The following is a 23,744-nucleotide window of genomic DNA, read 5'->3' as shown; positions in this document are numbered from 1 at the left end:
ATGTTTTTAGAAAAGTACGATATTATTGTAGTGGGAGCAGGGCATGCAGGTTGTGAAGCCGCAGCGGCATCGGCCAATTTGGGCTGTAGCACATTGTTGGTTACAATGAGCCTGCAAAACATTGCACAAATGTCATGTAATCCTGCGATGGGCGGAATAGCCAAAGGGCAAATTGTTCGTGAGATAGATGCGCTTGGAGGATATTCCGGAATTGTTTCAGATAAAACCGCCGTGCAGTTTAAGATGTTGAACAAATCAAAAGGACCGGCAATGTGGTCTCCAAGAGTGCAGTCAGACCGGATGCGTTTTGCGGAAGAATGGAGGTTGCATTTAGAAAGAACCCCCAATCTTGATTTCTATCAGGAAATGGTCAAAGGTCTTTTGATAAAGAATAATAAGATTGAAGGTATTGTAACTTCTTTAGGGATTGAAATAAAAGCCAAAACGGTAGTGCTGACTAATGGAACTTTCCTAAACGGGTTAATCCATATTGGCGACAAACAATTTGGTGGAGGAAGAGCCGGAGAAGGAGCTGCTTTCGGAATCACAGATGATTTGGTGAAAGTAGGCTTTGAAGCCGGAAGAATGAAAACAGGAACGCCTCCACGAGTAGATGGGCGATCGTTGGATTATTCGAAAATGAGGGAAGAACCCGGGGATTTAGTTCCGGATAAATTTTCTTATTCGGATGAAACCAAACCGCTGACACATCAATTGCTTTGCCACATGACCTACACTTCCAATGAAGTGCACAATATCCTTCGTGAAGGTTTTGATCGTTCACCAATGTTCAATGGGAGAATTAAAAGCATTGGCCCAAGATATTGTCCGTCTATCGAGGATAAGATTAATCGTTTTGCCGATAAGGAAAGACATCAGTTATTTGTCGAACCGGAAGGATGGAATACGGTTGAGGTTTATGTTAATGGTTTTTCCACTTCATTACCTGAAGACATTCAATTTAAAGCATTACGTTCTGTAGAAGGATTTGAAAAAGTTAAGTTTTTCCGACCAGGATACGCAATCGAATATGATTATTTCCCGCCAACACAATTAAAACATACGCTTGAAACGAAGTTAGTAGAAGGCTTGTATTTTGCCGGACAAATAAACGGGACCACAGGCTATGAAGAAGCAGCATCACAAGGAATGATGGCAGGAATCAATGCGGCATTGAAAGTTAAAGAACAGGAACCAATCATACTTCGCCGTGACGAAGCCTATATAGGAGTACTCATAGATGATTTGATTACCAAAGGAACAGAAGAACCTTATCGAATGTTTACGTCACGCGCAGAATACAGAACGCTTTTGAGACAGGATAATGCCGACATCAGGCTGACACCAAAATCATTCGAAATTGGTTTGGCTTCTGAAAAAAGAATGCGCAGAATGGAGCATAAGTTCAACGAAAGTGAAAAAATGGTAAACTTCTTTAAGGAGACCAGTGTTACCCAAGAAGAAGCCAATCCTATTTTGGTTGAAAAGGAAAGTGCGCCAATGACCCAATCGGATAAAATGTTTAAAGTGTTCTCAAGACCTCAAATTGATCTTGAGGATTTCTTGAAATTTGAAAAAGTCCAACAATACATCCAAGATAATGATTTGGATAAAGAAATAATTGAACAGGCAGAAATCCAGGTTAAGTACTCAGGTTATATTGAAAAGGAAAGGAATAATGCTGAAAAACTAATACGATTGGAAGACATTAAAATCCCGGAGAATTTTGATTACTACAAAATCAAATCCATGTCAATTGAAGCAAAGCAAAAGCTGAGCAGCATTCGTCCTGTAACCATTTCGCAAGCTTCAAGAATCAGTGGAGTTTCTCCTGCAGACATTTCAGTTTTACTAATTTACATGGGTAGATAATTTGCGTTCCACGTGAAACTAAGTTCGCCAAGCCTTATCAATAAAGAGTTTATATGAGTTTTCAAAACAATATTTTTTTTCAAAAAGTCAGAGATTATTCTGTTTCAAAAGAAATTTTCGAATTACACCACAACCCGGAATATGATTTGCTGATTACATTTCCAAAACCCAGTTTAGAGAAATTGCCAAGCTATTACGAAAGCGATGATTATATTTCCCACACTGATGGAAAGCGATCCCTTTTTGAAAGAATGTATCATTTTATCAAAAATATTGCACTTAAGAATAAAGTCAAACTGATTAACGCAAATTCAACAAAAGGAAAACTTTTGGACATTGGAGCTGGAACGGGAGATTTTTTGGTAGCCGCAAATAATGATGGGTGGCAGACAACCGGAATTGAACCAAGTTCTAAAGCAAAATCAATCGCAATTAATAAAGGAGTGAATTTTGCTGACAATCTTTCTGATTTGGAAGACCATTCTTTTGACGTAATAACTATGTGGCATGTATTGGAACATGTTCCCAATCTGGATGAATATATTTCAGAATTGAAAAGATTATTGAAACCAACGGGAACCATTTTTATTGCGGTACCAAATTTTAAATCTTTTGACGCCAATTATTATGGAAGATTCTGGGCAGCCTATGATGTACCAAGACATATTTGGCACTTTTCAAAAACTACAATCCAGAAATTATTTTCAGAAAAAGATATGAAATTGGCTGAAGTACTTCCGATGAAATTTGACAGTTTTTATGTGAGCTTATTATCCGAAAAATATAAAACAGGTAAAATGAATTTCGTAAAGGCATTTTTTGTCGGATTAAAATCAAACAAGAGCGGAAAGCAGACAAAAGAGTATTCTTCGCACATTTATCTCATAAAAAACCAGTAAAAATCAATTTAAAAAGCATTATTTAGCGAAAAGCGATACGCGCATGTTGCAAGGTGTTGAAAATTCAAACTCCTTTTAAAACGCTTTATTTGAAGTCAAAAACAATAAATAACGAGTATAGCTATTCATTTTACAATAGTTAATCTTTATGATTAATAAAACCATAAAAACTCAACTTTAGATTATTGAATTTTATTTTTATACTTTTGAAAACCAAAATTAATTTTATTAAATAGTAATGAAAAAAACAATCATCCTTTTTGCATTCGCAATTGCACTTATTTCCTGCAATAAATCAGCAACAGAAACTAAAGAATTTAAAACAGCTTATATTGATACTTCAAAATTGATGGAAGAATCAACAGAAGCTAAAGATATAGAAGCGAAATATAAAGATAAATCTAAAGTGATGGGCAACCAGCTTGAAGCAGAAGTGGCACGATTTAAGGCAGAAGCCTCCAGTTTTAGGGATAATGCTCAAAAAAATGGCCAGGCTTGGGCACAACAAAAAGGATCTGAACTACAAAAAAGAGAGCAGGAACTCAGTTATGCGCAACAGGCAATGTTACAGCAATTGCAACAGGAAAGCGGTGTTGAGATGGATACCTTGGTGAAAACCTACAGAAAAATAATCAAGGATTTCGGAAAAGAAAAAGGATACGATTACATCTATGGAACAGGAGAGACTGCAACTGTTTTATATGCAAAGGATAGTTATGATATCACTAAGGAAGTAATTAAAATAGTGAATGATAAGTACAAATCAACCGGTAAAAAAGAAGAGACTACAGAGGAAAAAAAATAATTCTCTTTATAAAAGCAAAAAAGCCGTCCATTTTGGACGGCTTTTTTTATGGGAATAGCTCAGTTTAACTCAGCCAAAATACAGCCAAAACAGCAGGAACAAAATAAATGGCAATAGTTCTTGCCCCGTCATAATCTTTGGCCAATCTTTGTCCTAAAAGCAACAAAATCAAAGTAATACAGGAAAACACTGCCCCATAAAACCCAAAAGCGCGGTCTCCATTAATCAAAATCTGTGCGCAACCCACAAGCGTAAGTACGCCCGTGACAAGTTCTAAAAGTAAAATAATTCCAAGCGCAAGAGGGACGTTATTTTTCAACAACGAAGTATTGGCAAAATGCCCTTTTAACCAATCCACATTATCCTTCCAGGCAAATACTTTGTCGTAAGCTGATTGGATAAAAGTCACGGCTAAAAAAATCAAAACAAGAATTGAAGCGGTATTAGTCATAATGGTTAGTTTTTATGAATTAATCGGGTCAGTTTTATGGATAAATCGGTTAGTATGATTTTCGCATTTCCATTGCGCTCAATATGGTAAATCGCATTAGAAAGTTCATTAAAAATAGCATTTATATTGTTTCCATTCACAAAAGGAGCAAATTTATCGAAACTAAAGTTCTCCACTTTCGGCTCTACATAAACCAAATTTTTGGTTTCATAATTATGTAATAAAGCCTGTCTGAACATCACTATGCAATAATTCAGGAACTGTTTTTGGCCTTCGCGTCCCAACCCTGCAATTTCTTCGCTCCACAAAATCAAATCCTGGATTGCCGAAGCATTTCCTTTTGCTCTAAAGGCAGCACGGACCCAATCCACAAACCACTTTTCAAAAGGCAAATCTTCAGCGTCGTTTTTAACGATATGCTCTGCCTTATTGTAATTTCCCTGTGCCTGATGTGCCACTTTACTGGCAGAAGCATCATCCAAAAAGTATTTTTCCTTTAAGGCTTTTGTAATAACAGCTTCTGGTAAAGCACCAAAATGCAAAACCTGGCAACGCGAACGGATGGTTTGGATTATGTCCTCTTCGTTTTCAGAAATCAACAGGAAAAGTGTTTTTTCCGGTGGTTCTTCCAGCAGTTTCAAAAGTTTGTTTGAAGCCGAAATATTCATTTTATCGGCCATCCACACAATCATAATTTTATAACCACCTTCATAAGATTTCAATGCCAATGATTTAAGAATATCCTGGGCATCTTCCACCCGAATTTCACCCTGCTTGTTTTGAACGCCTAAATGTTTGTACCAATCAAACAAGCTTCCATACGGGCTTGCCAAAACAAAATCACGCCAATCTGTTATAAAATCAGCACTTTTTGGTTTGGTCTTTACATCTTCATTGGTAACATTTGGGTATACAAAATGCAGATCAGGATGTGAAAGCGACTGGAATTTCAAGTTGCAGGCATCATTGCCGCCATTGTTTTCATTTCCCGAATTGGAACATAAAACAAACTGGGCATAGGCAATCGCCATCGCCAAAGTGCCACAACCTTCTGGGCCAACGAATAATTGCGCATGCGGAATCCTCCCTGACAACGCGCTCTTAACTAAATGATTCTTAATGTAATCCTGACCAAGTATATCTGAAAACTGCATAAGGCAAATATAGAAGAAATATTTAGCTAATAATAACGGATTTACGCAGATATTCAATCAGTAAAATTGTTCATAAAGTCGTTGAGAATTATTTTCTATTTGTTTGACAGCAAAGTTTTTATGGCTTAATTTTCCCTTAAGAAACATCGATAAAAGGTTAAAATCAATCGATGAAAGTTATTTTTACTATATTTGCAAGGATTCAAACCCTTTAAATTACTAAATGAAAACGCTTCAGGATTTCAATTTCAAAGACAAAAAAGCAATAATTAGAGTTGATTTCAATGTGCCTTTAGACGAGGATTTCAACGTTACCGATGCCAACAGGATTGAAGCCGCAAAGCCAACTATAGATAAGATTCTAGCCGATGGAGGCAGTGTAATACTGATGTCGCATTTAGGAAGGCCAAAGGGGAAAGAAGAAAAATATTCGCTCAAACACATAGTGGAAAAAGTGTCTGAAGTCTTGGGCGTAAAAGTTCAATTTGCTTCAGATTGCAGAGGTGAAGTTGCCCAAAATGCAGCCGCGAATTTAAAACCAGGCGAAGTTTTATTGCTGGAAAACCTTCGTTTTTATGCCGAGGAAGAAGCAGGAGATGAAACTTTTGCAAAGGAATTAGCATCACTTGGAGACATTTATGTTAACGATGCCTTTGGAACAGCTCATAGAGCGCATGCATCGACAACGATAATTGCAAAATTCTTTCCAAACGATAAATGTTTCGGATTGCTTTTGGCAAAGGAAATAGAAAGTTTAAACAGGGTTTTGAATAACTCGGTAAAGCCAGTAACGGCAGTTCTTGGAGGTTCGAAAGTTTCTTCAAAGATTACAGTTATTGAGAATATTTTAGACAAAGTGGATCACATGATTATTGGTGGTGGAATGACATTCACTTTTGTAAAAGCCTTAGGCGGAAAGATTGGGAATTCAATCTGTGAAGATGATAAACAGGATTTGGCTTTGGAGATTTTAAGATTAGCAAAAGAAAAAAACGTTCAGATACATATTCCGGTTGATGTTGTGGCAGCAGATGCTTTTTCGAATGACGCCAAAACACAGGTAGTTGATGTTAATGAAATTCCTGAAGGTTGGCAAGGCTTGGATGCCGGTCCAAAATCATTGGAGAATTTCAGAAAGGTAATCATGGAATCCAAAACAATCCTTTGGAATGGTCCGTTAGGAGTTTTTGAAATGGAAAAGTTTGCAAAAGGAACCATTGAATTGGGGAATGATATTGCAGCATCAACAAAGAATGGAGCTTTTTCACTTGTTGGCGGAGGAGATTCGGTTGCAGCTGTAAAACAGTTCGGACTTGAAGATAAAATGAGTTATGTATCCACTGGAGGTGGCGCTATGTTGGAAATGCTGGAAGGAAGAACATTACCTGGAATCGCAGCGATTTTAGATTAAAAAAGTTAAAGTTTTTACGCTGCACAATAAAAAAGATTATCCTGCGTTATTAATTGGTTACAATTAATAACCTAGAAATTTGAAATATAACACTTTACAAAAATAAAGTTATGACGATAAAAAAAATCACCTCATTGGCACTAGTCTTAGCTTCCACGGCAATTTTTGCCCAGGAACAACAAGATTCGTTAGTGGCCACAGTCGCGGTTAAAAAAGAACCATTAACCAGAAGGGAAGTCCTTGATTCCATCAAAGCAACTTTCGTACACGACAACATCGCTTCGTGCATAGACAGCTTGTGGATGAAAGAAATGGTAAGTTTGGATTTGTACAATGATTTGACAACCGATATCAAAAATATCGATGTGGATCAAAAAGTAGACTACGAACTTCCAACAGAACTTTTGAAGGAAAGACTGAAGAAAATGGACGAGAAATCGCCATTCAACATTGAATATAACGTGGGTCTTGAAAACGTTATCAAATCTTTCCTGAAAAACAGAAAGCGCGCATTCGAAAGATTAATGGGAGTATCTCAATTCTATTTCCCTTTGTTTGAAGAATCTTTAGCCGCTCAAAACATTCCATTAGAAATTAAGTATTTGGCAGTTGTAGAATCAGCATTGAACCCAAGAGCGGTTTCAAGAGTTGGAGCAACAGGTCTGTGGCAGTTCATGTACCAAACCGGAAAACAATATGAACTAAACATCAATTCGTATGTTGATGACCGAAACGACCCATTAAAATCGAGTAAGGCTGCAACCCAATACATGCAAAACATGTATAATATTTTTGGTGATTGGGATTTGGTGTTGGCGTCATATAATTCAGGACCTGGAAACGTAGCAAAAGCAATCAGGCGTTCAGGTGGGAAACAAAATTACTGGAATATTAGAAAATACCTTCCAAAAGAAACTCAGGGATATCTGCCGGCTTTCTTAGCGACAATGTATATTTTCGAATACCATAAAGAACACGGAATCAAACCAGACAAAGCAATTGCCAATCATTTTGCAACCGATACTGTAATGATTAAAAATGCAATGACGTTCAAACAAATTTCTGATTTGTTGGATGTTCCTGTTGCAGAATTACAATTTTTGAATCCATCCTACAAAAGAGAGGAAGTTCCTTATATCACTGGAGAAAACCATTATTTGAGATTACCGGTTAACAAAGTGGCGGTATTCACTTCAAATGAAGATAAGATTTATGCTTTCGTAAAATACGAAGCAAATAAAAGAGAAAGACCATACGAAAGCATGTTGGCATCAAGAAGCAATAATGATTCGGATGACGATGCAACAGTTTCGAGAGTTAAATATCATAAGGTTAGAAAAGGCGATAGTTTAAGCGAAATTTCAGACCGATATGGAATAACGATGAGCGAACTTAAAAAGTGGAACCATCTTAGAGGCAATAAAGCACCATTGGGAAGAAAATTGAAAATCTACACCATGGAAGCTGTAGCTTCAAACAGCAAAAAAATCACCAAACCAGATACGGTTTCGGTAAAAGAACCAACACTTATCGCTTCGAATTCTGCTAAAGTTTACAAAGAGGAAAAAGTGGTATCCTACAAAGACGTTGTAAAATACCACAAAGTGAAAAGAGGTGACAACCTTGGTGAAATCTCAGATAAATACGGAGTTACTGTAGCTGAAGTTAAAAAATGGAACAAACTGAAAGGAAGCAATATCGTTCCTGGAAAAAGTTTGAAAATCATCAGAAACGAGAGAGTGGTAACTACGGTTAGAAAAGAAGTGAAAGGAGCTCAAAATGTTGAAAATGCTGTAGCTTCAAATGAGGATGAAAACCCAAGCGATTTTTATGTAGTTGAAAAAGGGGATAACCTGTTCAGCATTGCCAAAAAATTTAACATTAGTTTAGAAGACCTAAAAAAATGGAATAATCTTGATGATTTGAATGTGGATCAGGGATTGAAATTAACGTTGGCAGCTAATGAGGAATCTGCTAAGGAAACCGCGAATAAAGCTGAAGTAAAAATCACAGAACACGTTGTTGAAAAAGGAGAAAACCTTGGAGGCATTGCCCGTAAATACGATGTTGCGGTTTCTGACATCAAGGATTGGAACAATCTTGAAGACAATAACATCCAATTGGGAGCGAAATTAATTGTTGGTAAAAAGTACATCATTACTTCTGACAACAAAACCGCTTCTAAGAAAGACAAGGAAAACTTAGCCATCAACAACAGGGACCAGGTTAAACTGTATTACGTTAAGAAAGGCGATTCCTTATTCAGCATCGCTAAAAAATATCCGGGTGTTTCCATTTCCGATTTGAAAAAATGGAACGGAATCAAAAACGAAAGTTTAAAAGCCGGCATGAAATTAAAAATTAACGGTTAATCCGAAAATCTTCTATAAATTTGGGTTTTATTTCAGTTATGAATAAAACCCTTTTTTTATGGCTTTTTGTCTCGTTTCTTGCGAGTTCCTGCTCGTTCAAGGAAGACAAGCTTCCGGAAGAATCTTCCGCAGCCATAAATACCATTTCGGTAATCATTGACGATCAGCTATGGAATGGCGAGGTTGGAGATAGCATCCGAAACAAATTTGCTTCACCAGTCTTGGGTTTGCCACAGGAAGAACCCTTATTTTCCATCAATCAGTATCCGGTAAAACTTTTCGAAGGTTTTTCGACCGACAGCCGCAACATCATTATCGTTAAAAAGGAAAACGAGAATAAGTTTGAATTCAAGAAGAATGAATTTGCCTCGCCTCAAAATGCTTTTCATATTTCGGGGAAAACCTCTTTCGAAATAATTGATCTCCTCGAGAAAAACGCTCCTGAGATTATTAAGAAAATGCGCGACATTGAGATTGTCCACAACCAGAAAATCTTTAAGGATTCGCTGCTAGATACCAAAAAAATCCAAAAGAAATTCAACATCGATTTGCTGATTCCTTCCAAATACGAATATGTAATGCGAAGAAAGAATTTCATCTGGCTCAAAAGCGAAATCATCAGCGGGAATACCAGCTTAATCATTTACCAGATTCCGTGGAAGAGCATCAGGCCAAAATATGCAGTAACCGATGTTGTGATAACGAGGGATTCAATAGGAAGAGCCTACATCCATGGTTCGGATTACGGAACTGAGATGGTATCGGATGAAGCCTATTCGCCTTACTTCTCCAAAACAACCTTGGCCGGAAACAAAGCTTATGAAACCAGAGGAACGTGGCAGATGAAGAACGATTTCATGTCGGGGCCATTTATCAATTATGTGATATTTGACAAAGCACACAGAAGGATTTTGGTTTTGGAAGGATTTTGTTATGCACCATCAAAAGAAAAACGTGATTTAATGTTCGAATTAGAATCCATCATCAAATCAATTCAAATAAAAAAATAGCTATGGGCCTAAAATGGAAAATAAAGCGATTTGAGGCACTATCTGTGGCCGAACTATATGATTTGCTCCAATTGCGTTCAGAAGTCTTTGTAGTCGAGCAAAATTGCGTTTATCAGGACATTGACGGCAAAGATGGAAAAGCATTGCATCTTATCGGTGAAGATGATGGGAAAGTCGTTGCCTATTCCCGCTTGTTCAAACCCAAAGATTATTTTGAAGAAGCTTCGATTGGAAGGGTTGTCGTGAAGGAAACGTATCGCGATAAAAAAATTGGGCACATCCTAATGAAGGAAGCGATTGATGCGGTAAAGAATGAATTTGGCGAAACCAAAATCACGATTTCGGCCCAATTGTACCTGAAGAAATTCTACGAAAGCCATGGTTTTGTCCAAACCAGCGAAACCTATTTAGAAGACGACATTCCGCATATTGAAATGAAAAGAAGTTAAATACTGGTAATTACCAGTTCCACTCTTCGGTCGTATTGCGTTCCTTTGCCCAACGGAACTGTATTTCCATAACCTTTGAAACTCATACGGTCTTTCGAAACTTTCTTAAACAGCAGGTATTTGTAAACAGACTGTGCGCGATTGGTAGACAATTGGCGCTTTTTGGTATCCATATCGATGGCTTCTTTCTGGTATGGCGGCGTACAGCAAACATGTCCCTGAACCTCGAATTTCAGGTTTTTATACTTCTGAAGTAACTTAGCGACCTTATCCAAAATGGTTTTAACCTTAAAATCCAATTTGCTGCTGCCTCTTTCAAACAATACGCCTTCAAGATAAATATGGTCGCCTACAATGTGGTTTTTTTGAATGCTGGTATAGAAACCGGGAAGCTCAATTTTGGGCAAAGGCTTCAAATTGACCACCACATCCACACGGCGGTTTTTGGAGCGTTTTTCCGGAAGATTTTCCACGATGTCATCGTCAATCAGGATTCTTCCCTTTCCTTCAATAGTGACAATGATTTTACTTTTGATTCCACTTTCAATAAACCTGTCCTGTATGGCTGTAGCCCTTTTGGTCGAAAGTTTGAAATTATAGGCATCTTTTCCAACATCATCGGTGTAACCAAAAATCTGTATGGATTCTATTCTTGTGGAATCGGTTTGTTTGATAAAATCAATCGCGGCGTTCACTTCTTTTTCATTCAACGCAAACTTGTCAAATTCGAAGTAAATGGAATGAACGATTTCTTCTTGTGCCTGGATAAATCCGAAGAACAATAGGGGCAAATATTTTAAGAACTTCATATTATATTTTCAAAATCTTATTATACTGGGTTTTGTCATTTAATACTTCGATTGACTTTTTGATTTCGAAGTTGCTTTTAATGTAATATTGATATAATCCTTCTTTGTACTGATATCTTTTGATGATTTCATCCAAAAGCAGGTTTTTAATTTCCTTTTGGTTTTTGTCAATCAAGGTTTCCTCACTTTTTTCCAAAGCAGCGAATAATTGCTGATACTCCGCAGAAATAGCTTCATCAACATTTTCCTTTTTGGCTTTTTCCAAAGTGTTTTTCAGCGCCACTTCGGTTTCAGTGTCCAAAGATATTTTTTCTCTCTTTATGAATGCTTTAAAATCGGCAATATCTGCATCGGTAATGGTTGGGATTTTATCACCAAGCGTTGGATTTTTATAATAATAGTTGGTCGCATAATTGAAAATCGCATCATTTTTCTGCAATGCTTCCGCAATGGCGCTGGTTTTAGTATTTTCCAAAACTACATCCGGCAAAATCCCGCCACCGTCGTAAACGGTTCTCCCTTTTTGGGTTTTAAAGGCATTATAATTTTTCTCTTCAGTCCTAATGGCTTTTCCATTTTTGTCTTTGTGCGCATAATTCAACGCCTGGATGCATCTTCCGGAAGGCGTGTAATATTTTGAAATGGTTACTTTCACCTGAGTTCCATAAGTCATGTCTATCGGACGTTGCACCAGTCCTTTTCCAAAACTCCTGCTTCCTATAATCACAGCCCTGTCTAAATCCTGCAATGCACCTGAAACAATTTCCGAAGCCGAAGCACTTTTTCCATCTACAATTACGGCTAGCGGAATTTCAGTATCCACAGGATCTTTGGTTGTTTTATTGGTGTTGTTGTATTTGGAATTTTTGGATTTCGTAGTAACTATAAGTTCACCTTTTGGCACAAAAAGATTGCAGACATTTACCGCTTCGTGCAATAGTCCACCCGGATTTCCACGCAAGTCCAAAATAATCTGCTTTGCGCCTTTATCCTTAAGGCTTTCCAATGCTTCTTTTGTTTCAGAGGAAGCTTTGGCGTTGAATTGCGATAAAACGATATAACCGGTTTTATCATCAGCCATTCCGTAAAACGGAACTGCTTTGATACCCACTTCATCAAGGATTAATTGGGTGCTCATTGGTTTGCCCTGGCGCAAATATTTGATATCGATTTTGGTTCCTTTGGCACCTTTGGTCAATTGTGAGGCATCGTCCTTGAAATCTGCCAAAAGCACATCGCCAATCTGGATGATTTCATCTCCTGCTTTTAAGCCGGCTTTGTCGGCAGGAAAACCTTTGTAAGGTTCCTTGATGATGAGCTTGTCTTCCTTACGGGTAATCATGGCGCCAATTCCGGTGTATTCGCCGGTATTGTTTATCTTGAATTTGATAACATCCTGTTCGTTGAAATAATTGGTATAAGGATCCAAATCTGCCAACATGCTTTTGATGGCTTTGTCCATCAATTCCGCAGGATTGGTTTCATCAACATAGTTTTGATTGATGGTTTTGAAAAGCGTTGTAAAGATTTCGATCTGTTTCGAAATTTCGAAATAATCATCTTTAAAACTTACACCAACAAAGAGAAAAATACTTAGAATTGCCGGGATAATATATCTTTTTTTAAGGCTCTTGATTTTCGATAACATCTTTTTTATTTTTTCGTTTAAACCGTTTTCTGATTAGTAGGATTAAGACAACTAATGTAACAATAACTGGCCAATTTCCTAACAAGTCAATAAAGAAATTTGAAATTCCGTTAAAGCCCGATACAATGGCATTGCCAATTCTTCCACCATAGGAAACCGTTGCTTTTTGACCTTGTGCTATAGGTTTGTAAAAAGTTATGTCCAAAGTGCTCATGGATACCTTGTTCTGAAGGTATCTCAATCGTCCTTCCTTAGCTTCAATTTCTTCCCGTATCTCGGAAAGCTGCCCTTCGATTTCGAGCATTTCTGAAACCTTATTGGCTTTTTTCAATAATTCCAAATAACGTTGCTCCAAAACCTTTTTTGTTTTGATGCGCGACTCAACATCTATATACTCTTCAGTAACATCCTGTGAAGAAATGTCTTTTACGTCAAAATACTTTACGCCTTTTGAAATCTCGGCAATCAACGCGTCAAAATACTGATTGGGAACCCTGATATTGATGCTCCTTGATAACCTATAATCGTTATTCATTTGGGAATCATTTTTTATCTGGGCCTTGTATTTTTTAACGGCGCTTTGAATCTGATTAAAGGTTTCGTCTAAATCATCGGTTTGGAAAGTTAAATTACCCGATTTGATGATTTTGGTTTCTATAGGTTCCTCCTTTTCTTTTGGAGCCATCTTTAGGCTTGCAGCTTCCACCTTAGTATCGCTGTCATAAGCACCATCGGCTGCAACTGCAGCAGTATCAACAGCTTCGGCATAACCTTCGTCGGCTTTTGCTGCGTAAACCATCATGTCCTGTGTAGTAGCCTCATCAGCCTGTTTGCAGGACAAACACAAAAAAATAATCGCGGAATAAATTAAAACAGTCGTTTTCATAATAATAAGGGTTAGACCATTAGAACGCAAAAAAGGACTAATTTATTGTGTATGAGAATTTTTACTGCGGCTATTTCACCTCGTGAAGGGTTTTGGCAAACTTTTCAAAAAGCTGTATTGTCTTTTCGTTTATTTCCTGATAAGACAGCTTTTCCTTGGTTTGATAAAAAAACATGCAGCAATATTTGGAGTCAAGGTTTTCGATAAGTAAATGTTTGTTCAACCGATAACATTCACGGAGTACACGCTTGAAATAGTTCCGGTCGACAGCATTCTTAAAATGTTTTTTGGATACAGAAACGCCTATTTTCATTGGGACATTTTCTTCGAAATCATGGGCAACGTAAACCAAACGCAACGGGTATTTGCTCACCGATTTGCCTTCGGAAAATAACAAATCGATAATTTTTTTGCTCTTTAGTTTTTCATCTGCCGAATAGGAAAAATCCATTATTACTTGACATTGTAGATGTTGTAAACAAATTTTACTTCGTTGTAATTGATGTAAAACTGCATACGGTTATTTTCTTTTTTCTTGGTAATGATTAAAATCGTGCACTTCGAAAACTTGTTGTCCATGCATTCAAAAGGAACAACGTTTATTTCATCAGTGTCTGTAATTTCACCATACGCCTTTATCTTAAAGGATTGCACTTCCGCAGAATTGACCGTGATCAAATCCTTTTTGGCATCAACACTGATTAAAACATTGGCAGCAACAAATTCAGACCATTCGTTCCAATCGCCATTGTCTTTTTTGTCGGTAAAACTTACGCTGCTCGTTTTAAAACGAATGGGTTGTGCAGAAGCGATGCTTCCAAAACTCAGAAAAAGGCAAACGATAAGAAGTTGAAGTGCTTTCATTTTGTGAAATTATTTATCGCGGTAAATCTACAAATTCTATTCGAAATAATCAGTTGCCGAATGTTGGACAGGATAAATATTTGCTTAAATAATTTGAAGGAAAAGTTGTTTATTTGTCTGAACTTAAATTCTTAACCATGAAAAAGATTTTGATTGCTTTTGCCGCATTATTGTTTTTAAGTTGTTCATCCGACGATGGGACTGCCGTAAGAAGAGTGTCTTTTAAAGCCGATGGGGTATACAAAATCTATGAGGACATTAGAGTCACAAAAACAGTAGACAACAATTGGGAGGTTCCCATTACAAGGCTTGACATCTCCGCACAGCCAAAAGACGGAACTCCGGAAAGCTTTGCCCTTAGGGTAATCCGAGGTGGAGAATATGATGGGCAATCTACAAACGGAGGTGCTTTTATAGCCGGAAAAGGTTACAATTATAATTTCGATCATCCGATAGAAATGCATCTCACAATCAATTCAGATAAAAGAATGAAAGGAACGTTTGAAGGGATTTTTACCAATAGCGACGGAGAAAACATTCAAATTACCAATGGGAAAATCGACATCACCTATTATCCCGATAACCCAGAATACATAAAGAAATAATAAAAAAAGTGAACCTTAAAAGTTCGCTTTTTTATTTACTTTATTTCAAAGACGTTATTGCTTCTTTTTACATCGGCCATCAAACCGCTTGGGTCAATCGTTATTTTTTTGATTGCCGATTTTGCTTTCGGGATTTCAAAGAAATAGGTTGGCTGTGCCCAAGCCCAATCTGCTAAAACAGTTCGTTTGATTTCAGGTGTTGGGTTTTCTTTTTCAAAACTCATCATCCGCAATGGAATATAAAAACTCTCTTTAGTTCCGTCGGTATATTCAACGTAAACGTCTATTGGCATTGGCGTTCTTCCAATTCGTTCCAAAGTAACCCCGGTTCTTTGCACTCCGTCTGTTGCGCTTTCCACATTTTTGATTCCGTAGTCAATGGTGTTCAGTGTTTCGGTCCAATCGGTCAAATACCAATCCAAATTTGCTCCCGAAACGCGTTCAGCTGTACGTTTAATGTCATTTGGCGTAGGGTGTTTGAACTTGAATTCATCGAAAAAACGTCTTAGTGTTTTTCGGGTATTTTCTTTCCCAATAATGTATTCCAGCTGTGACAGGAAAAGCGCTCCTTTGTAATAGGAAGCAATGGAATAACTTCGGTTAAAGTCAAATCGGTCTCCATGCGTTGACAAAGGCTGTTCCTTTCCGGATTCAACCAATTTGTAGTAAGTTGAATAGAGTGATTCAAATGGATTGTCTACTTTTTTATCGGCAGTTTCATTTACGGCAATGTACTCAATATAGGTTGAAAATCCTTCGTCCATCCACGGATGCTTGGATTCGTTTGAAGCCAGGATATGCTGAAACCAGGAATGTGCCATTTCGTGCGCGATGGTACCATTGACCATTCCATCCAAAGTCCCTTCTCCTAAAATTAGTGTACACATGGCATATTCCATTCCACCATCGCCTCCCTGAATTACAGAGTATTGGTCATAAGGATATTTACCAACCAGATTGTTGTAAAGCTGCATCAACCGAACCGTTTTAGGTTGTAGTTTTTTCCAGTTGTCGATAATTTTGGGGTTGTTTTTATATAGGAAGTGGATTGTGGCTCCATAAGGAACCTTCATCGAATCATGGATGTAATTTTTATCGGCAGCCCAGGTAAAATCGTGAACATTCTGGGCTACGAAATGCCAGGTCAGGGTTTTGATTTTCGAATCCCTTTTTATCTTAACGCCTTCGTCCTGATAACCATAACCAATTTCGTTATTGTTTTTTAAAACACCGCTTCCACCAAGGATGTAATTCTTATCGATGGTAATGTTGACATCAAAATTCCCCCAAACACCATGGAATTCACGGGCAATATAAGGGTCGGCATGCCAGCCTTCAAAATCAAATTCGGCAATTTTTGGATACCATTGCGCCATCGAAAGCTCAACACCTTCTTTGTTATTCCTTCCCGAACGGCGAATCTGTAACGGAACCTGACCGTCAAAATCTAAGGTAAAGGTTGTTGATTGTCCAGGAAGGATTGGTTTTGCCAAATCGACTTCAAGGATTGTTGAGACTTCTTTTGTATTGGCGGCAACACCATCTTGTTTGAAGTTTGAAATTTTCAGGTATCCAATTTCATTAGGTTTAAGGTTGGCAATCCTAAACTCGCGTGTTTCTTTTCCTTCAGCATTCTTTCCTTTGGAAGTAAATCGGGCATCAGGATCGGCAATCGTTTGCGCACGGACATCCATTTCGCTTCCGGGTTGAAAGGCATTGTTGTATAAATGATAATACACACGACGAAGCGTATCGTTAGAATTATTGGTGTAAACCAGCTTTTGTTTTCCTTTGTATTGATAGGTTTCCACATCCATGGAAACGTCCATTTTGTAATCTGCTTTTTGCTGCCAATAGGAATTGGATTGTGAAAACGCAGCCGTGACATTCAATAAAATAAAACCAAATAAAAGTTTGTTGTTCATACGGGAGTAAAAATAAAAAAGGAAGTTTTTAGGCTTCCTTTCAGGTTTATAATTTTGGATTGCTTTTCAGCGAGTTTGACATTTCCTCTGCCATTTTCAGCGCATTGTAAGCGTTGACAATTTTTCCGGAAATGCTGGCTTCTGAGAAAGGAATCTTAATTCGTTTTTCATCAACTAAAACCTCAAGGTCTAAAGGTGTTCCCGATTTCATCAGGATTTGTTTCACCTGCGCCGCTTTCAGGTTTGGATAGTACTCACGGATCAAGGCTGCAACACCGGCAGCATTTGGCGATGCCATTGAAGTTCCCTGAAGGTATTTGTATTTATTGCCCGGAATGGTTGCGTAGATTTTTACACCCGGAGCATACACATCCACATTTCTTTTTCCGTAATTAGAAAAAGTAGCGATTACTTTTTCACCATACTGATAGTTTAAGGCTCCAACGGTCAATACGTTATCGGCAATTTCCTTTCCGTCAACATCGTCTGTTGGGAAATTTGGTTCTGTGTCAATGTTTTTGGCATCATTACCTGCAGCATGTACAATTAAAACATCCTTGCTTGCGGCATATTTAATGGCATCATAAACCCATTGTGCATGCGGTGAAAAATCTTTTCCAAAACTTCCATTGATTACTTTAGCACCATTATCAACAGCATAACGAATAGCTAAAGCGATGTCTTTATCGTATTCATCACCATTTGGCACTGCGCGAACCGGCATAATTACTACATTGTCTGCAACACCATCACCACCAATCCCGTTGTTTCTTCCTTGCGCAATGATTCCGGCAACGTGTGTCCCGTGTAACGAATCCTTGCGGTCTTTTGAATAAACTACATTGTTTCCGTATTTCTTATCGTTGATATCTTCTGGATTGTCCCCAACCAATTTTCTTGGGTTGAAATCTTTATTCAGGTTATAATCCAATTGGTCATAAACATAATCTTTATATGCCTGTAAATCCTCGTGGAAGGAATCCCCTTTTTGGGTTGCATAAGACAACATGATTCGTTTGGCATCGTATAAATCGAATTTTACCGAAGGCATATCTTTTATTTCTGAAAGCGTGTAATTATCTTTTTTAAGTTCATCGCGAACCGCTTTATCTGCTTTCAGCAAAATATCTACATTTTCTTTTAATTCATTGGCATCGGCAAGTTTTACAGTATAATCAGCCAAAGCTTGTTTATAAGTTTCCGTACCATCATCCGGTTTTTTCAAAAGACGAGTCATTTCAAGGTTTTCATTGTTTGAATTTCCTAAGAAATTCCAACCGTGAACGTCATCAACAAAACCATTTTTGTCATCATCTTTTCCGTTGTTCGGGATTTCCTTTGCATTGGTCCAGATGAAAGGTTTCAAATCTTCCTGATTGATATCAACACCCGAATCAACCACAGCAACAATTACTTTTGTTCCTTTCTTGTTTTTCAACAATTCGGCGTAAGCCTTATCAACACTCATTCCCGGGATAGAATCTTTCTCTAGGTCGAGATGACTCCAACGTTTCAGCTCCGAATCAGTAAGAGGAGCTTTTTTTGCAAACGATTTGTCGGCTGTCTGGGCAACCATTGTCAATGTAAACATCGACAGCACAAAGATTTTTATGAATTTCATTTTTTTAATTTTAATGAATTGGTGTAAAATTAGAATGTTTTGTTACAGTTGTTAAAATGATTAACACTATGTTAAGATATCATTGCAACTGAAAACTTCCTTAAGCCGAATGCCTTTTTCGGTATTTTCCACAGTTATGATTTGGTTGTGTGCATCGTGTTCCAGCCATAAATAGTAATTGTTTTCAACCGCAGCATGTAGGAATTTGGATTTTTCGGGCAAAGTCAGAAGCGGCCTTGTGTCATAACCCATAACATAAGGCAAAGGCAGATGTCCTGCAGTCGGAATCAAATCGGCAGCGAACACTATCGTTTTATCCTGGTATTGAATATGCGGAATCATCATTTTTTCGGTATGCCCATCAACGTAAAAAATCCCAAATCCTAATTCTTCAGAAACACCAAAATCACCTTCCGGCCTTTTGATGAAATTCAGCTGTCCGCTTTCCCGCATCGGTAAAATATTTTCTGAAAGAAAGGAAGCTTTTTCACGGGCATTGGGTTTGGTAGCCCATTCCCAATGATTGTCATTCGACCAAAATTTGGCATTCTTGAAGGCAACTTCATAACCTGTTTTACTATCGTTCCAATTCACGCTTCCGCCACAATGGTCAAAATGAAGATGCGTCATAAAAACATCAGTTACATCATCACGATGAAAGCCGTATTTTGCTAAAGATTTATCCAATGAATGATCTCCCCAAAGCGAATAATACCCAAAAAACTTCTCCGATTGCTTATTTCCCATTCCGGTATCAATCAAAATCAGTCGGTTTCCGTCTTCAATCAGCATGCATCTCGCTGCAATATCAATGAGGTTATTGTCGTCTGCAGGATTGGTTTTTGTCCAGATGGTTTTGGGCACAACGCCAAACATAGCGCCACCATCGAGCTTAAAATTTCCGGCTTCAATTGGGTAAATTTTCATTTTTGAATTGTTTTTACAAATTTATAGAATTAAAAATCATTTTCCTCTATTCCTACATTCGTTATAAAAATGTTAGAGATTCTTGAAAAAAAGGATAATTGTAGTAACTTTGCGGTTAATTTAGACAAAATCAAAATAATACAATGATTAAAGTATCTGATGACGCAAGTAGAAAAATCGTTTCGATGATGCAGGAAGACGGTTTTGACGCAGCCAAAGATTATGTCCGTGTGGGCGTAAAAAGCGGTGGCTGCTCAGGTTTGTCGTATGAACTGAAATTTGACAAAGAACTTGGAGAGAACGACAAAGTTTTTGAAGATAACAATGTAAAGATAGCCGTTGAGAAGAAATCATTCCTGTATTTGGCAGGAACCATTTTGGAATTCTCAGGCGGATTGAACGGAAAAGGATTTGTATTCAACAATCCGAACGCATCCAGAACCTGCGGTTGCGGCGAATCGTTTTCACTATAAAAACCCAACAAACAAATGGCAAAGTATACTGAGGACGATTTAAAAGTTGAACTCGAAAGCAAAGAGTATGAATACGGGTTTTATACCGAACTTGATTCGGAGACGTTTCCTGTTGGGTTAAACGAAGACATTGTTCGTGCGATTTCAAAGAAAAAGGAAGAACCACAATGGATGACCGATTGGCGTATTGAATCGTTTCGTGCATGGCAGGAAATGGTGGAGCCAACCTGGGCAAACGTGAATTATGAAAAACCCGATTTTCAGGCGATTTCCTATTATTCAGCCCCGAAAGATGTTGATCCAAATAAAACGTTGGACGATGTAGATCCTGAACTTTTGGCGATGTACAAAAAACTCGGAATTTCATTGGACGAACAGAAAAAAATGAACAATATCGCGATGGATATTGTAGTCGATTCGGTTTCTGTGGCGACAACTTTCAAGAAAACACTAAACGAAAAAGGGATTATCTTCTGCTCCATTTCGGAAGCGATCAAGGAACATCCCGAATTGGTAAAACAATATTTGGGAACCGTAGTTCCGCAAAAGGATAACTTCTACGCAGCTTTGAACTCGGCGGTTTTCTCTGACGGTTCGTTCTGTTATATTCCAAAAGGCGTGCATTGCCCAATGGAACTTTCAACCTATTTCCGAATCAATCAGGCCGGAACCGGTCAATTCGAAAGAACGCTTTTGATTGCCGATGAAGGAAGTTATGTTTCGTATCTGGAAGGTTGCACCGCGCCAAGCCGTGACGAAAACCAATTGCACGCAGCAGTAGTAGAATTAATCGCTTTGGATGGTGCCGAAATCAAATATTCAACCGTTCAAAACTGGTATCCCGGAAACAAGGAAGGAAAAGGCGGAGTTTTCAATTTCGTAACCAAAAGAGGATTGTGCGAGAAAGGCGCAAAAATCTCATGGACTCAGGTTGAAACCGGTTCAGCTGTAACCTGGAAATATCCATCATGCATTTTGAAAGGCGATAATTCGGTAGGCGAATTTTATTCGATTGCCGTGACTAATAATTTCCAACAGGCAGATACCGGAACCAAAATGGTGCATTTGGGTAAAAACACCAAATCGACTATCATTTCCAAAGGAATCTCAGCCGGGAAATCACAAAACAGTTATAGAGGTTTGGTGCAAATTGGCACCAGAGCCGAAAACGCACGTAACTTTTCGCAATGCGACTCGTTATTGATGGGGAATAACTGCGGAGCACACACGTTTCCGTATATCGAAAGCAAAAATTCAACAGCGATAATCGAACACGAAGCAACGACTTCAAAAATTGGTGAAGATCAGGTTTTCTACTGCAACCAGCGTGGAATTCCAACTGAGAAAGCCATCGCGCTTATCGTAAATGGTTTCAGCAAGGATGTATTGAACAAACTTCCGATGGAGTTTGCCGTGGAAGCACAAAAATTATTGGAAATCTCATTAGAAGGTTCAGTAGGTTAATCATAATCAGAATAAAACACATTTTAAAAATGTTAGAAATAAACAATTTACACGCAAGTGTTGAGGATAAAGGAATCTTAAAGGGAATCAACCTTAAGGTAAATGCAGGTGAAGTCCACGCCATCATGGGTCCAAACGGTGCCGGGAAAAGTACGTTGGCATCGATTATTGCAGGAAATGAAAATTACGAAGTTTCAGAAGGCGAAATCCTTTTGGAAGGAGAAGATATTTCGGAATTGGCTCCGGAAGAAAGAGCGCACAAAGGCGTGTTCCTTTCGTTTCAATATCCGGTGGAAATTCCTGGAGTTTCGGTGACGAATTTCATGAAAACGGCTATCAACGAAAGTAGAAAAGCTAATGGAAAGGAAGAAATGCCGGCAAATGAAATGCTGAAGTTAATCCGTGAGAAATCGGAATTATTGGAAATCGACCGTAAATTTTTGTCTCGTTCGTTAAACGAAGGTTTTTCAGGTGGTGAGAAAAAACGTAACGAAATTTTCCAAATGGCAATGTTGGAGCCAAAACTGGCCATCCTTGACGAAACCGATTCAGGTTTGGATATTGATGCGTTGAGAATTGTTGCCAATGGTGTAAACAAACTAAAAAGCCAGGACAATGCTGTGGTTGTAATCACTCACTACCAAAGGCTTTTGGATTATATTGTTCCGGATTTTGTTCACGTTCTTATGGACGGGAAAATCGTAAAATCGGGGACAAAGGAACTGGCTTACGAATTAGAGGAAAAAGGATACGACTGGATTAAAGCTGAAATGGTCTAATGGAATTGAAAGAAAAATTAATCTCGTCTTTTATGGCTTTTGAGGAGCAGATTGATGTTCACTCCGAACTTCATGATGTGCGTACTTCGGCTATAAAAAACTTTGAAAACAAAGGCTTCCCAACCAAAAAAGAGGAAGCATGGAAGTATACATCGCTGAATGCCATCCTGAAAAATGATTATTCAGTATTCCCAAAACACGAAAATGCCATCGAATTTGCGGAAGTTAAGAAATATTTCCTGCACGAAATCGATACCCACAAAGTCATTTTTGTAGATGGTAAATTCTCCTCATTTTTATCGGCAACGACGCACGACGGAGTAGATGTCTGCTTAATGTCATCGGCATTGAACAAGCCAAAATACAAAATGATCATAGACGAATATTTCAACAAAATCGCAAGTAAGGATGAAACTTTGACGACCTTGAATACCGCTTTCGCAAATGAAGGAGCGTATATCAACATCCCAAAAAGCAAAGTAGTTGAAAAGCCAATCGAAATCATTTACTTCTCGACTGGAGTTGAAAACGCTTTGATGGTTCAGCCAAGAAATCTCGTTATTGTTGGTGAAAATGCGCATGTTCAGATTATCGAAAGGCATCAATCGCTGAATGAAAATCCGGTGTTGACGAACTCCGTTACTGAGATTTTTGCCCAAAAAAGAGCCATTGTCGATTACTATAAAATCCAGAACGACCTGCAGTCAGCGAACCTGATTGACAATACTTATATTTCGCAAAAACAGGAAAGCAACGTTTCGGTGCATACGTTTTCATTTGGTGGAAACATTACCCGAAACAACCTGAATTTCTATCATTTTGGCGAAAGAATTGATTCGACATTAAAAGGAATTACCATCATTGGCGATAAGCAACACGTGGATCATTATACTTTGGTAAATCACGCAACGCCTAACTGCGAAAGCCATCAGAACTATAAAACCATTTTGGGCGACAGTTCAACGGGAGTTTTCAATGGAAAGATTTTTGTGGAAAAAGAGGCGCAGAAAACGGATGCATTCCAGCAAAACAATAACATTTTGCTAAGCGACAAAGCTACCATCAATGCAAAACCTCAATTGGAAATCTTTGCCGATGACGTAAAATGTTCGCACGGTTGTACAATCGGCCAGCTTGATGAAAACGCAATGTTCTATATGCAGCAACGCGGAATTCCGAAGAAGGAAGCCAAGGCATTATTGATGTACGCGTTTTCAAACGAAGTTATCGAGAGCATCAAAATCCCGGAATTGAAACAAAGGATTACCAAAATCATCGCGATGAAACTGGGCGTGAATCTAGGTTTCGATTTATAAGCCA

Annotated in this window: 22 protein-coding genes; 12 read left to right on the top strand and 10 right to left on the bottom strand. The window is 38.2% G+C overall.

Annotated features, from left to right (window positions below; genetic code table 11):
- The 3 genes from mnmG (at position 1) to L1S31_RS03970 (ending at position 3,576) form a co-directional block, all read left to right on the top strand.
- Positions 1-1,872 carry a tRNA uridine-5-carboxymethylaminomethyl(34) synthesis enzyme MnmG gene (mnmG, locus tag L1S31_RS03980; RefSeq protein WP_236462484.1) on the top strand — a complete coding sequence of 624 codons (1,872 nt, stop codon included), beginning with the start codon at positions 1-3 and terminating at the stop codon, positions 1,870-1,872.
- Between the two features lie 53 nt (positions 1,873-1,925).
- A complete protein-coding gene (locus tag L1S31_RS03975) occupies positions 1,926-2,771 on the top strand; it encodes a class I SAM-dependent methyltransferase (protein WP_236462481.1) in 846 nt (281 codons plus the stop codon).
- 238 nt (positions 2,772-3,009) lie between these two features.
- Positions 3,010-3,576 carry an OmpH/Skp family outer membrane protein gene (locus tag L1S31_RS03970; protein WP_236462478.1) on the top strand — a complete coding sequence of 189 codons (567 nt, stop codon included), beginning with the start codon at positions 3,010-3,012 and terminating at the stop codon, positions 3,574-3,576.
- 64 nt (positions 3,577-3,640) lie between these two features.
- On the opposite strand, the gene L1S31_RS03965 is transcribed toward L1S31_RS03970, so the two are convergent.
- Together L1S31_RS03965 and L1S31_RS03960 are read right to left on the bottom strand one after the other, a co-directional pair.
- Positions 3,641-4,027, bottom strand: a complete 387-nt coding sequence (locus L1S31_RS03965; protein WP_236462475.1) for a DoxX family protein — start codon at positions 4,025-4,027, stop codon at positions 3,641-3,643.
- Positions 4,028-4,032: 5 nt separating this feature from the next.
- Entirely contained in the window at positions 4,033-5,181 is a 1,149-nt protein-coding gene (locus tag L1S31_RS03960; RefSeq protein ID WP_236462473.1) for a DNA polymerase III subunit, read from the bottom strand.
- Between the two features lie 223 nt (positions 5,182-5,404).
- On the opposite strand from L1S31_RS03960, the gene L1S31_RS03955 reads away from it, so the two are divergent.
- From L1S31_RS03955 to L1S31_RS03940, 4 genes are all read left to right on the top strand, one after another.
- The gene (locus tag L1S31_RS03955) at positions 5,405-6,592 is read left to right on the top strand and encodes a phosphoglycerate kinase (RefSeq protein ID WP_236462470.1); all 1,188 of its coding nucleotides are present in this window, start codon (positions 5,405-5,407) and stop codon (positions 6,590-6,592) included.
- A 110-nt stretch (positions 6,593-6,702) separates the two neighbouring features.
- Positions 6,703-8,964, top strand: a complete 2,262-nt coding sequence (locus L1S31_RS03950; RefSeq protein WP_236462467.1) for a LysM peptidoglycan-binding domain-containing protein — start codon at positions 6,703-6,705, stop codon at positions 8,962-8,964.
- Between the two features lie 38 nt (positions 8,965-9,002).
- Positions 9,003-9,974 (top strand): DUF4837 family protein, encoded by a 972-nt coding sequence (locus L1S31_RS03945; protein WP_236462464.1) that lies wholly within the window; start codon positions 9,003-9,005, stop codon positions 9,972-9,974.
- Between the two features lie 2 nt (positions 9,975-9,976).
- Positions 9,977-10,423, top strand: a complete 447-nt coding sequence (locus tag L1S31_RS03940) for a GNAT family N-acetyltransferase (RefSeq protein ID WP_236462461.1) — start codon at positions 9,977-9,979, stop codon at positions 10,421-10,423.
- Here L1S31_RS03940 and L1S31_RS03935 read toward each other — a convergent pair.
- From L1S31_RS03935 to L1S31_RS03915, 5 genes are all read right to left on the bottom strand, one after another.
- A complete protein-coding gene (locus L1S31_RS03935; RefSeq protein WP_236462458.1) occupies positions 10,420-11,232 on the bottom strand; it encodes an OmpA family protein in 813 nt (270 codons plus the stop codon). The genes L1S31_RS03940 and L1S31_RS03935 overlap by 4 nt on opposite strands.
- Before the next feature lies 1 nt (position 11,233).
- Positions 11,234-12,880 (bottom strand): S41 family peptidase, encoded by a 1,647-nt coding sequence (locus L1S31_RS03930; protein WP_236462455.1) that lies wholly within the window; start codon positions 12,878-12,880, stop codon positions 11,234-11,236.
- Positions 12,855-13,766: a DUF4349 domain-containing protein gene (locus tag L1S31_RS03925; protein WP_236462452.1), complete on the bottom strand. Its 912-nt coding sequence runs from the start codon at positions 13,764-13,766 to the stop codon at positions 12,855-12,857. Before L1S31_RS03925 ends, L1S31_RS03930 begins: the two co-directional genes overlap by 26 nt.
- A 70-nt stretch (positions 13,767-13,836) precedes the next feature.
- Positions 13,837-14,217 (bottom strand): ribonuclease P protein component, encoded by a 381-nt coding sequence (rnpA, locus tag L1S31_RS03920; RefSeq protein ID WP_236462449.1) that lies wholly within the window; start codon positions 14,215-14,217, stop codon positions 13,837-13,839.
- Positions 14,218-14,219: 2 nt separating this feature from the next.
- Positions 14,220-14,630, bottom strand: a complete 411-nt coding sequence (locus tag L1S31_RS03915; RefSeq protein ID WP_236462447.1) for a hypothetical protein — start codon at positions 14,628-14,630, stop codon at positions 14,220-14,222.
- 137 nt (positions 14,631-14,767) lie between these two features.
- Between L1S31_RS03915 and L1S31_RS03910 the strand changes: the two genes are divergently transcribed.
- A complete protein-coding gene (locus tag L1S31_RS03910; protein WP_236462444.1) occupies positions 14,768-15,235 on the top strand; it encodes a hypothetical protein in 468 nt (155 codons plus the stop codon).
- 35 nt (positions 15,236-15,270) lie between these two features.
- On the opposite strand, the gene L1S31_RS03905 is transcribed toward L1S31_RS03910, so the two are convergent.
- The 3 genes from L1S31_RS03905 to L1S31_RS03895 form a co-directional block, all read right to left on the bottom strand.
- The gene (locus L1S31_RS03905) at positions 15,271-17,160 is read right to left on the bottom strand and encodes a M1 family metallopeptidase (protein ID WP_236462441.1); all 1,890 of its coding nucleotides are present in this window, start codon (positions 17,158-17,160) and stop codon (positions 15,271-15,273) included.
- Positions 17,161-17,206: 46 nt separating this feature from the next.
- Complete coding sequence (locus L1S31_RS03900; RefSeq protein ID WP_236462439.1) at positions 17,207-18,781, bottom strand: S8 family peptidase; 1,575 nt, start codon at positions 18,779-18,781, stop codon at positions 17,207-17,209.
- A gap of 66 nt (positions 18,782-18,847) precedes the next feature.
- Positions 18,848-19,708: an MBL fold metallo-hydrolase gene (locus L1S31_RS03895; protein ID WP_236462436.1), complete on the bottom strand. Its 861-nt coding sequence runs from the start codon at positions 19,706-19,708 to the stop codon at positions 18,848-18,850.
- A 143-nt stretch (positions 19,709-19,851) separates the two neighbouring features.
- On the opposite strand from L1S31_RS03895, the gene L1S31_RS03890 reads away from it, so the two are divergent.
- The 4 genes from L1S31_RS03890 to sufD are packed head-to-tail and all read left to right on the top strand — an operon-like array spanning position 19,852 to position 23,740.
- Positions 19,852-20,181 carry a HesB/IscA family protein gene (locus L1S31_RS03890; RefSeq protein ID WP_236462433.1) on the top strand — a complete coding sequence of 110 codons (330 nt, stop codon included), beginning with the start codon at positions 19,852-19,854 and terminating at the stop codon, positions 20,179-20,181.
- A 15-nt stretch (positions 20,182-20,196) separates the two neighbouring features.
- Positions 20,197-21,645: a Fe-S cluster assembly protein SufB gene (sufB, locus tag L1S31_RS03885; protein WP_236462430.1), complete on the top strand. Its 1,449-nt coding sequence runs from the start codon at positions 20,197-20,199 to the stop codon at positions 21,643-21,645.
- Between the two features lie 29 nt (positions 21,646-21,674).
- On the top strand, positions 21,675-22,424 hold the full coding sequence (sufC, locus tag L1S31_RS03880) for a Fe-S cluster assembly ATPase SufC (protein WP_236462427.1): 750 nt from the start codon (positions 21,675-21,677) through the stop codon (positions 22,422-22,424).
- Positions 22,424-23,740, top strand: a complete 1,317-nt coding sequence (gene sufD, locus L1S31_RS03875) for a Fe-S cluster assembly protein SufD (protein ID WP_236462424.1) — start codon at positions 22,424-22,426, stop codon at positions 23,738-23,740. The genes sufC and sufD overlap by 1 nt, the downstream gene beginning before the upstream one ends.
- The last annotated feature ends 4 nt before the right edge of the window (positions 23,741-23,744 follow it).

The sequence above is a fragment of the Flavobacterium wongokense genome (assembly GCF_021608265.1).
Taxonomy (GTDB): Bacteria; Bacteroidota; Bacteroidia; order Flavobacteriales; family Flavobacteriaceae; genus Flavobacterium; species Flavobacterium wongokense.
Note: the sequence above shows the minus strand (reverse complement) of the source record. Positions and strands in the feature narration are given on the sequence as shown.

Bases quoted from the DNA above. Each gene is read 5' to 3' on its own strand.
- L1S31_RS03965 (WP_236462475.1), bottom strand. From the start codon at position 4,027: ATGACTAATACCGCTTCAATTCTTGTTTTGATTTTTTTAGCCGTGACT.
- sufB (WP_236462430.1), top strand. From the start codon at position 20,197: ATGGCAAAGTATACTGAGGACGATTTAAAAGTTGAACTCGAAAGCAAA.
- L1S31_RS03895 (WP_236462436.1), bottom strand. From the start codon at position 19,708: ATGAAAATTTACCCAATTGAAGCCGGAAATTTTAAGCTCGATGGTGGC.
- L1S31_RS03890 (WP_236462433.1), top strand. From the start codon at position 19,852: ATGATTAAAGTATCTGATGACGCAAGTAGAAAAATCGTTTCGATGATG.
- L1S31_RS03970 (WP_236462478.1), top strand. From the start codon at position 3,010: ATGAAAAAAACAATCATCCTTTTTGCATTCGCAATTGCACTTATTTCC.
- sufD (WP_236462424.1), top strand. From the start codon at position 22,424: ATGGAATTGAAAGAAAAATTAATCTCGTCTTTTATGGCTTTTGAGGAG.
- L1S31_RS03945 (WP_236462464.1), top strand. From the start codon at position 9,003: ATGAATAAAACCCTTTTTTTATGGCTTTTTGTCTCGTTTCTTGCGAGT.
- L1S31_RS03975 (WP_236462481.1), top strand. From the start codon at position 1,926: ATGAGTTTTCAAAACAATATTTTTTTTCAAAAAGTCAGAGATTATTCT.
- rnpA (WP_236462449.1), bottom strand. From the start codon at position 14,217: ATGGATTTTTCCTATTCGGCAGATGAAAAACTAAAGAGCAAAAAAATT.
- L1S31_RS03930 (WP_236462455.1), bottom strand. From the start codon at position 12,880: ATGTTATCGAAAATCAAGAGCCTTAAAAAAAGATATATTATCCCGGCA.
- L1S31_RS03950 (WP_236462467.1), top strand. From the start codon at position 6,703: ATGACGATAAAAAAAATCACCTCATTGGCACTAGTCTTAGCTTCCACG.
- mnmG (WP_236462484.1), top strand. From the start codon at position 1: ATGTTTTTAGAAAAGTACGATATTATTGTAGTGGGAGCAGGGCATGCA.
- sufC (WP_236462427.1), top strand. From the start codon at position 21,675: ATGTTAGAAATAAACAATTTACACGCAAGTGTTGAGGATAAAGGAATC.
- L1S31_RS03910 (WP_236462444.1), top strand. From the start codon at position 14,768: ATGAAAAAGATTTTGATTGCTTTTGCCGCATTATTGTTTTTAAGTTGT.
- L1S31_RS03915 (WP_236462447.1), bottom strand. From the start codon at position 14,630: ATGAAAGCACTTCAACTTCTTATCGTTTGCCTTTTTCTGAGTTTTGGA.
- L1S31_RS03960 (WP_236462473.1), bottom strand. From the start codon at position 5,181: ATGCAGTTTTCAGATATACTTGGTCAGGATTACATTAAGAATCATTTA.
- L1S31_RS03905 (WP_236462441.1), bottom strand. From the start codon at position 17,160: ATGAACAACAAACTTTTATTTGGTTTTATTTTATTGAATGTCACGGCT.
- L1S31_RS03900 (WP_236462439.1), bottom strand. From the start codon at position 18,781: ATGAAATTCATAAAAATCTTTGTGCTGTCGATGTTTACATTGACAATG.
- L1S31_RS03925 (WP_236462452.1), bottom strand. From the start codon at position 13,766: ATGAAAACGACTGTTTTAATTTATTCCGCGATTATTTTTTTGTGTTTG.
- L1S31_RS03935 (WP_236462458.1), bottom strand. From the start codon at position 11,232: ATGAAGTTCTTAAAATATTTGCCCCTATTGTTCTTCGGATTTATCCAG.
- L1S31_RS03940 (WP_236462461.1), top strand. From the start codon at position 9,977: ATGGGCCTAAAATGGAAAATAAAGCGATTTGAGGCACTATCTGTGGCC.
- L1S31_RS03955 (WP_236462470.1), top strand. From the start codon at position 5,405: ATGAAAACGCTTCAGGATTTCAATTTCAAAGACAAAAAAGCAATAATT.